A 7,325-nucleotide genomic window follows, 5' to 3' on the forward strand; every position below is an offset into this window, starting at 1 on the left:
GCGCGGGGTTGACGCCGGCTTCGCCAGCAATGCATTGCAGCGCGCTGCCCAAGCCGCCGCGCATCAAAGCTCGGAATACTTCGTAGCCGTACCTTTGGCTTCGTCCACCGGATAACGCACTTCGTTGAGCTTGAGCTTTTCCGCCGCCGCCTCGACGAGATCGAACCCCGCGGTATCGGCGACCAGCAGCAGGTACATCAACACATCGGCACATTCGTGCTTCAGGTTCGTCAATTGCCGGGGATCGCGCAGCAGCGCTTCAATGTCCGAATCGGTCTTCCACTGAACCGTTTCCAGCAGTTCCCCAGCCTCGATGCTGGTGGAGACGATCAGGTTGCGAAGAGTGTGAAATTGCGCCCAGTCGCGTGCGTCGCGAAACGCGAGTAGCTGCTCGAGCAGTTCGTCGATCGTCATCTGCATGTGGTGATGGTCCTGTGATCTATGGAACCGGGGCTGACGAAGCTGCGCGCTCAACCCTGCGCCACCCAGTCCCCCGACTTCCCGCCGTGCTTTTCCAGCACCTTCACATCGGTGATCGTCATCCCGCGATCCACCGCCTTGCACATGTCGTACACCGTCAGCAGTCCCACTTGCACGGCGGTGAGCGCCTCCATCTCCACGCCGGTTCTGCCAAGCGTCTCGACTTGCACCGTGCAATGCAAGCCGGGCAGCGTGTCGTCGAGTTCGAAGTCGGCTTTCACACGCGTCAGCGCGAGCGGATGGCACAGCGGAATCAAATCGGCGGTGCGCTTGGACGCCTGGATCGCCGCGATCCGCGCGACCCCGATCACGTCGCCTTTTTTGGCGTTGCCGTCGCGGATCAGCGCGAACGTCTCGGGCAGCATCCGGATGGAGCCGCGCGCAATGGCGATGCGCCTCGTCTCCTGCTTGCCGCCGACGTCCACCATATGCGCTTGGCCGGCAGCATCGAAATGAGTGAGTTCGGGCATGTTGGCTCCTTCGTGGGGCGCCTATCATAGCAGTGCGATAGACGCGACGCGGCCGGCGGATCGCCGCCGCCACTGATTACAATTGCGCTGTGTTTTGCTGCCTGTTTGTTCCGCGCTGCCTGATGCCCGCTATGTTAGTCCGGGCGGCGGGCGTCGCTGTCGACTTCGTCAGACCGGCCTCGCGATGCATTCAAAACGGTTTCTCGTTGCGTTGTTGTCCATAGCGCTCGCGGCGCCGCCGGGCGCGCTCGCGCAATCTCGCGGCGCGGCGAGCAGCACGCCCACCACGTTGGCCGCCGAGGCGCCGCTCGTCAGCGGGCCGGCCGATGCCTATGCCGATCCGATCCTTCCACCCGAAATCGCGCAAGGGGTCTTCGGCACATACGGCGGCGCGCAAAGCCGCTTCTCGAAAGGTGCCGGCAATCGCGGCAACACGGGCAGCGACGGCTGGCGCGCGCCGATCGCCGCGCAGCAGTTGCCCGACCTCGGCAACGGCGGCTCCGGTTCGCTGACGCCGCAGGCCGAACGCAGACTCGGCGAGCGCGTGATGCGCGAGTTGCGCCGCGACCCTGACTATCTCGACGACTGGCTGGTGCGCGACTACCTGAATTCGGTATCGGCCAAACTTGCCGCGGCGGCCAATGCGCTATACATCGGCGGCTATCGTCCGGACTTCGATCTGTTCGCGGTGCGCGATGCGCAGATCAACGCATTTTCGCTGCCCGGCGGCTTTATCGGCGTGAATACCGGCCTGATCGTCACGACGCAGACCGAGTCCGAACTCGCGGCGGTGCTCGGCCACGAGATGGGGCACGTGCTGCAAAGACATATCTCGCGGATGATCTCAACCGGCGAGCGCAGCGGCTATGCGGCGCTCGCCAGCATGCTGTTCGGGGTGCTCGCGGGCGTGCTTGCGCACAGCGGCGATCTTGGCGGCGCGATCGCGATCGGCGGTCAGGCGTATGCGATCGACAGCCAGTTGCGTTTTTCCCGCTCGGCCGAACAGGAAGCGGACCGCGTCGGCTTTATGCTGCTCGCCGGCGCCGGCTACGACCCGTATGCGATGCCGGCTTTCTTCGGACGGCTCGATCGCGCGGCGATGAACGACAACGGCATGCCCGCATACGCGCGCACGCATCCGCTGACCGGCGAGCGGATCGCCGACATGGAGGACCGCGCGCGTCGGGCGCCGTACCGGCAGCCGCATCAGGATCCCGAATACGGTTTCGTGCGGGCGCGCGCGCGTCTGCTGCAGGACCGCTCACGCAGCGAATACGCGGACGAAATTTCACGCATGCACTCCGAAATCGACGAGCGCACCGCGCTGAACGTCGCCGCCAATTGGTATGGGATCGCGTACGGTCAGATGCTGCTCGAGCGCTACGACGACGCGGCTGCATCGCTTGCCACCGCGCGCGCGACGTTCGCGGCTGGCGAGCGCGCCGAGGGCGAGCCGCAACGCAGTTCACCGAGCCTCGACGTGCTCGCGGCCGACATCGCGCGGCGCGGCGGACACGACGACGAAGCCGCGCGTCTGGCCGAATTCGCGCAGAAGCGCTGGCCGAGCTCGAATGCCGCGATCGACATGCATATCCGAACGCTGTTGACGTTGCGGCGTTTCACCGAGGCTGAGGCGCTCGCCCGCCAGGAGACCCGCGCGCACCCGGACCAGCCGGCGTGGTGGCTCTATCTCGCGCAGGCGGCCGCGGGCAGCGGCGATGCATTGACCCAGCACCGCGCGATGGCGGAGAAATTCGCGCTCGACGGGGCATGGCCGTCGGCGATCCGGCAATTGAAAGACGCGCGCGATCTGAAGGCGATCAGCTACTACGACCTTGCGACCGTCGACGCGCGTTTGCACGAGATGGAGAACCGCTATAAGGAGGAGCGGCTCGACGAGAAGGATTCGACCGGGTGACGTTGGGGGCGGGGCTCTCGAGTTGGCCGCTGCGCGGGAACCGCCGTCTCAGACCCGTGCCGCCGGGCTAGCGACGAACCCGAAGCGTGCGGGCACCTCGTCACGTCGCACGCTTTGCAGTGGCAGCGCGACCTGCGCATTCCAGTGGAATACACCGCTCAACGTGGAACCTCCGTCGGCGAGCGTCGCATGATCGGAGAACGGTTCGAGATCGTGATCGTGCAGCACGGCGACCCGGGCTGGCCGCGAGTGATCGGCGAACAGAATCGCGCCGTCTTCATCGACGAAAACCGCCGCCGGCTCGAACGCGCGGCCGCCCTGGTCGTGCAACGCCAGCGCCCCGTGCGGATCCACCGACAACCGGACGACCCAAGGCGTGTAACCCAGTTCCACATACACGCGCTGCGGGCCGTTCTGGAAAAACCACTGGCCGTGCTCATCGGCCTCGTAATTGCGGTTGATGAACCCAAGCAGTCCATCGTGCCGGATCGGCACGCCCGGCGCGCCGCTCGCCTGCGCGGCTTCGTCGCGCATGCGCCAGTTGCCGCGCCGATCCAGCATCAGCCAGCCGGTGCAACTCGGCACATTGGGCCATTTGGCGAGTGCCTGTCTGACGATGTCATCCATGATCGACGTGCCCTTTGAGATAACCGAACACGCGTCGCGACAGCCAGTCGATGCGCCCCGGGAACGGCCCGGTCATGAAGCCCGCGTGACCGCCGTGCTCCGGCTGGTCCAGCTCGACCGCCTTCGACACCTCGTGCCGCGACGGCAGCGCCTCGGCCGGCAGAAACGGGTCGTTGCGCGCGTTGAGCACCAGCGTCGGCACCTGAATGTGCGGCAGGATGGGCCGCGTGGTCGCGCTGCTCCAGTAGTCGTCGGTATTGCGAAAGCCGTGCAGCGGCGCAGTGACGACATTGTCGAACTCGTACATGGTGCGGCTCGCGAGCATCGCGTCGCGATCGTACAGGCCGGGGAACTGCAGGAGCTTCTGCTCGGCCTTCTGCTTGAGCGTCTTCAGGAAACTGCGTGTATAGACGAGCCCGAAACCCTGCGACAGCGCGCGGCCGCCGGCATGAACGTCGATCGGCGTGGAAATTGCGGCGGCCGCCGAGACCACCTGCAGCGCATCCTCGCGCCGCTCGCCAAGCCAGCGCAGCAGCACGTTGCCACCGAGCGACACGCCCGCCGTGAGCAGCGGCCCGCGATGCGCGGCGCGCAGGCGGCGCACGATCCAGTCGACTTCGTTGCTGTCGGCGAGGTGGTAAAAGCGCGGCAGGCGATTGATCGCGCCGCTGCAACTGCGAAAGTGCGGCACGACGCCATGCCAGCCGTACTCGCGCGCGGCCGCCATCAGCGCCGCCGAGTAATGTGAGCCGGAACTGCCTTCGAGCCCGTGAAACAGCACGAAGAGCGGCGCCGTATCGGCGGGCGGGGTGTCGTGGATGACCCAGTCGAGATCGATGAAATCGCCGTCGGGCGTGTCCCAGCGCTCGCGCCGAAACGCCACCGCAGGGCGGCGCGCAAACAGCGACGGGACGATGGTCTGCACATGCCGGTTCGGCAGCCAGAGCGGCGCGCGGTACAGCAGCTCGACGGTCGCCTCGACCGCGGCGGCGGCGGCGCGGGCCGTGGGGGAGGAAACGGGTTTGTCGGACGTCGAACTCATACCTGCGTCAAAACGGAAAAATAACGCGCGAAGCGGACGCGGTGCCCGTGGCGCGGCCGGGCGTTAGTGCAGCGAGCCCTGACCATGCCGCATTTTCGTCGCGAACTGGCTGGCCGTCTCTTGCGGCATCGCGCTCGCGTGAATATGCGCGATGCGCCATTCGCCGCGCTCGTGGACCATCACGTAGGTCGCAAACACCATCGCCGGCGTGGCCTTCGGGTCGGCCGGACGATGCGCTTCGGCAATCGCGTAGACGACCGTGCCGAGGCTGTCGTAGACGCGAATGTCGAGCGGCTCGATCGACACCGGCATCGCTTCGAGCTGGATCTGCAAGCCGGTGCGGATGCTGTCGAGTCCATGCAGGTGCGAGCCGTCCGCGCAGATGCAGCTGGCGAATTCCTCGTCGATCCACAAGCCCATCAAGCTGTCGATATTGACCTCGGCGACGGCCTGATAGTAGGCGTTCAGGGTATCGGCGGCGGCTTCGAAGATATGGGCAAAACGTGGCATGGCTCGTCGGTCTCTTGCGCGCGGCGCGCGGTTGCGGGTCAGCGGTAGCGGAACGGTCCGGCGCACCGGACCCTCGCTCCCGGGCGCCAGCTTGCCCGCGCCGCAAGGCGCGAACATGACGCGGCGCGCTCGGGGGCGTGCGGTGTTGCGTGCAAGTACCGGTCGGCTCAGCGCTGCGCGAGCAGCATGCCGCGCAGATCGCCGAAAACCTGCTCGGCGCTCAACTGCTTCAGGCAGTTCAGATGGCCGAGCGGACACTCGCGCTCAAAACAGGGGCTGCATTCGAGATCAAGCCATTGTACCTTCGCGAGCTCGGACAAGGGCGGGGTGTGGCGCGGATCGGTCGAACCGTAGACCGCCACCAGCGGGCGGCGCAGCGCGGCCGCGACGTGCATCAGGCCGGAGTCGTTGGTGACGACCGCGCCGGCCCGCGCGATCAGCGCGCAGGCCTCGCCGAGCGCGGTCTGGCCGCATAGATTGCGCACGTTCGGCGCCTTCTCGGCGATCGCCTGCGCGAGCGGCGCGTCTTTCGGCGAGCCGAGCGCGACGATCTGCGTGTACGGGAACGACTGGCCGACCATCTGCGCGAGCGACGCGAAATGCTCGGGCGGCCAGCGCTTCGCGGGACCGTACTCGGCGCCGGGGCAGAACACCAGCAGCGGCACGCGGGTATCGAGATTGAAGCGCGCCGAGACCCGCGACGCCTCGTTCAGGTCGGTGTCGAGGCGCGGCATCGGCAGGTCGTCGGGCAGCTTCGCGCCGGGCGCGTAGGCGAGCGCCGCGTAGTGGCCGACCATCGGCGGGCGCTCGTTCTTGCGCGGATTCGCATGGCGCACGTTGAGCACGCCGTAGCGGCTCTCGCCGGTGTAGCCGATGCGCAGCGGAATGCCGGCCAGCCACGGAATCAGCGCCGACTTGAACGAGTTCGGCAGCACATAGGCCGCGTCGTAGCCGACGTCGCGCAGATCGCTCGACAACTGCCAGCGGCGCAGCATCTGCAGCTTGCCGTGCGCGAGGTCGGTCGCGTAGACGTCGCGGATTTCCGGCATGCGCTCGAGCACGGGCGCGACCCAGGAGGGCGCGACCGCGTCGATGACGATGCGCGGATGCAATTTCACGAGGCGCGCAAACAGCGGCTGCGCCATCAATGCGTCACCGATCCAGTTCGGTGCGATAACCAACGCGCGACGCATCAGGGTCAGTGTCCGGTGTCGAAAAGAAGCGCCGCGCGCAATGCGAGTGGCGTTCGGATTGGTGATAGGGGATAAAAACCGCGCGGCGCGTGACCGGTTGCCCGGACGCACCGCGTTGACGGCGCGCGCATGCCGCGCCGCTGCACGGTTCTGGCGATCGAGCGGGCGTCGTGGCGAGCGCGTCGGCGAAAACCGACGCGCTCGCGCCTGCTCAGCGCGCCGGGCTCAATGGCCCTTGAGCACTTCGCCGTCGCGCAGCTTATAGCGCGTGCTGCAGTACGGGCAGCGCGCTTCGCCATGCGTGACGTCGATGAACACGCGCGGATGCGCGCTCCAGCGCGGCATGGCCGGGTTCGGGCAGTATGCCGGCAGATCTTTTGCCGTCAGTTCGACCAGCGGCATTTCCTTGATTTCGCTCATGAGACTCTCGTTGTATGCGGGTGCGGGCCGCGCGCCACTCAAGGGCGGCGCGCGGCGCATCTCAAAACTTTACTCAGATCTTCGTGAGCCAGTGCGCGTACTTCTCGCTCTTGCCGTTCACGACGTCGAAGAATGCCGATTGCAGCTTTTCCGTGATCGGGCCGCGTGCGCCGGCGCCGATCGTGCGGTTGTCGAGCTCGCGAATCGGCGTGACTTCGGCGGCGGTCCCGGTGAAGAACGCTTCGTCGCAGGTGTACACCTCGTCGCGCGTAATGCGCTTTTCGATCACCTGCAGGCCCATGTCGCGCGCGAGCGTGATGACCGTGTCGCGCGTGATGCCGTCGAGGCACGATGACAGGTCCGGCGTGTACAGCTTGCCATTGTTGACGAGGAAGAAGTTTTCGCCCGAGCCTTCTGACACGTAGCCGTCGACATCGAGCAGCAGCGCTTCGTCGTAGCCGTCGGCGATCGCTTCCTGGTTGGCCAGAATCGAGTTGACGTACCAGCCCGACGCCTTCGCACGGACCATCGACACATTCACGTGATGGCGGGTGAACGACGACGTCTTCACGCGGATGCCCTTGGCGAGGCCGTCGTCGCCGAGATAGGCGCCCCACGGCCAGGCGGCGATCGCCACGTGAATGGTGTTGCCTTTCGCCGACACC

General features: G+C 66.5%; 9 protein-coding genes. 1 reads left to right on the forward strand and 8 read right to left on the reverse strand.

Annotation, left to right across the window (positions count from 1 at the left end):
• Nucleotides 1–63: 63 nt before the first annotated feature.
• Nucleotides 64–420 carry a nucleotide pyrophosphohydrolase gene (locus VGH68_RS01060; protein WP_331601654.1) on the reverse strand — a complete coding sequence of 119 codons (357 nt, stop codon included), beginning with the start codon at nt 418–420 and terminating at the stop codon, nt 64–66.
• 50 nt (nt 421–470) lie between these two features.
• Nucleotides 471–950 carry a cyclic pyranopterin monophosphate synthase MoaC gene (moaC, locus tag VGH68_RS01065; protein ID WP_331601655.1) on the reverse strand — a complete coding sequence of 160 codons (480 nt, stop codon included), beginning with the start codon at nt 948–950 and terminating at the stop codon, nt 471–473.
• Nucleotides 951–1,134: 184 nt separating this feature from the next.
• Here moaC and VGH68_RS01070 point away from each other — a divergent pair, with 184 nt between their 5' ends.
• Entirely contained in the window at nt 1,135–2,868 is a 1,734-nt protein-coding gene (locus VGH68_RS01070; RefSeq protein WP_331601656.1) for a M48 family metalloprotease, read from the forward strand.
• A gap of 48 nt (nt 2,869–2,916) precedes the next feature.
• On the opposite strand, the gene VGH68_RS01075 is transcribed toward VGH68_RS01070, so the two are convergent.
• The 6 genes from VGH68_RS01075 to VGH68_RS01100 all read right to left on the reverse strand — a co-directional run.
• Nucleotides 2,917–3,495: a DUF2946 family protein gene (locus VGH68_RS01075; protein WP_331601657.1), complete on the reverse strand. Its 579-nt coding sequence runs from the start codon at nt 3,493–3,495 to the stop codon at nt 2,917–2,919.
• Nucleotides 3,488–4,537 (reverse strand): YheT family hydrolase, encoded by a 1,050-nt coding sequence (locus tag VGH68_RS01080; RefSeq protein WP_331601658.1) that lies wholly within the window; start codon nt 4,535–4,537, stop codon nt 3,488–3,490. Before VGH68_RS01080 ends, VGH68_RS01075 begins: the two co-directional genes overlap by 8 nt.
• A 63-nt stretch (nt 4,538–4,600) precedes the next feature.
• Nucleotides 4,601–5,047, reverse strand: coding sequence for a nuclear transport factor 2 family protein (locus tag VGH68_RS01085; protein ID WP_331601659.1), 447 nt, complete (start codon nt 5,045–5,047; stop codon nt 4,601–4,603).
• Nucleotides 5,048–5,214: 167 nt separating this feature from the next.
• Complete coding sequence (waaF, locus tag VGH68_RS01090; RefSeq protein ID WP_331601660.1) at nt 5,215–6,240, reverse strand: lipopolysaccharide heptosyltransferase II; 1,026 nt, start codon at nt 6,238–6,240, stop codon at nt 5,215–5,217.
• 225 nt (nt 6,241–6,465) lie between these two features.
• The gene (locus tag VGH68_RS01095) at nt 6,466–6,660 is read right to left on the reverse strand and encodes a zinc-finger domain-containing protein (RefSeq protein ID WP_331601661.1); all 195 of its coding nucleotides are present in this window, start codon (nt 6,658–6,660) and stop codon (nt 6,466–6,468) included.
• Nucleotides 6,661–6,733: 73 nt separating this feature from the next.
• A partial coding sequence (locus VGH68_RS01100; protein ID WP_331601662.1) for a branched-chain amino acid transaminase occupies nt 6,734–7,325 on the reverse strand: 592 nt, incomplete at its 5' end.

Origin of the sequence: Paraburkholderia sp. (assembly GCF_036488505.1) — a bacterium.
In the GTDB taxonomy this organism is placed as follows: Bacteria; Pseudomonadota; Gammaproteobacteria; order Burkholderiales; family Burkholderiaceae; genus Paraburkholderia.

Excerpts from the sequence above, each read along its gene's own strand:
- VGH68_RS01080 (WP_331601658.1), bottom strand. The coding sequence starts at position 4,537 with ATGAGTTCGACGTCCGACAAACCCGTTTCCTCCCCCACGGCCCGCGCC.
- waaF (WP_331601660.1), bottom strand. The coding sequence starts at position 6,240 with ATGCGTCGCGCGTTGGTTATCGCACCGAACTGGATCGGTGACGCATTG.
- moaC (WP_331601655.1), bottom strand. The coding sequence starts at position 950 with ATGCCCGAACTCACTCATTTCGATGCTGCCGGCCAAGCGCATATGGTG.
- VGH68_RS01085 (WP_331601659.1), bottom strand. The coding sequence starts at position 5,047 with ATGCCACGTTTTGCCCATATCTTCGAAGCCGCCGCCGATACCCTGAAC.
- VGH68_RS01095 (WP_331601661.1), bottom strand. The coding sequence starts at position 6,660 with ATGAGCGAAATCAAGGAAATGCCGCTGGTCGAACTGACGGCAAAAGAT.
- VGH68_RS01060 (WP_331601654.1), bottom strand. The coding sequence starts at position 420 with ATGCAGATGACGATCGACGAACTGCTCGAGCAGCTACTCGCGTTTCGC.
- VGH68_RS01075 (WP_331601657.1), bottom strand. The coding sequence starts at position 3,495 with ATGGATGACATCGTCAGACAGGCACTCGCCAAATGGCCCAATGTGCCG.
- VGH68_RS01070 (WP_331601656.1), top strand. The coding sequence starts at position 1,135 with ATGCATTCAAAACGGTTTCTCGTTGCGTTGTTGTCCATAGCGCTCGCG.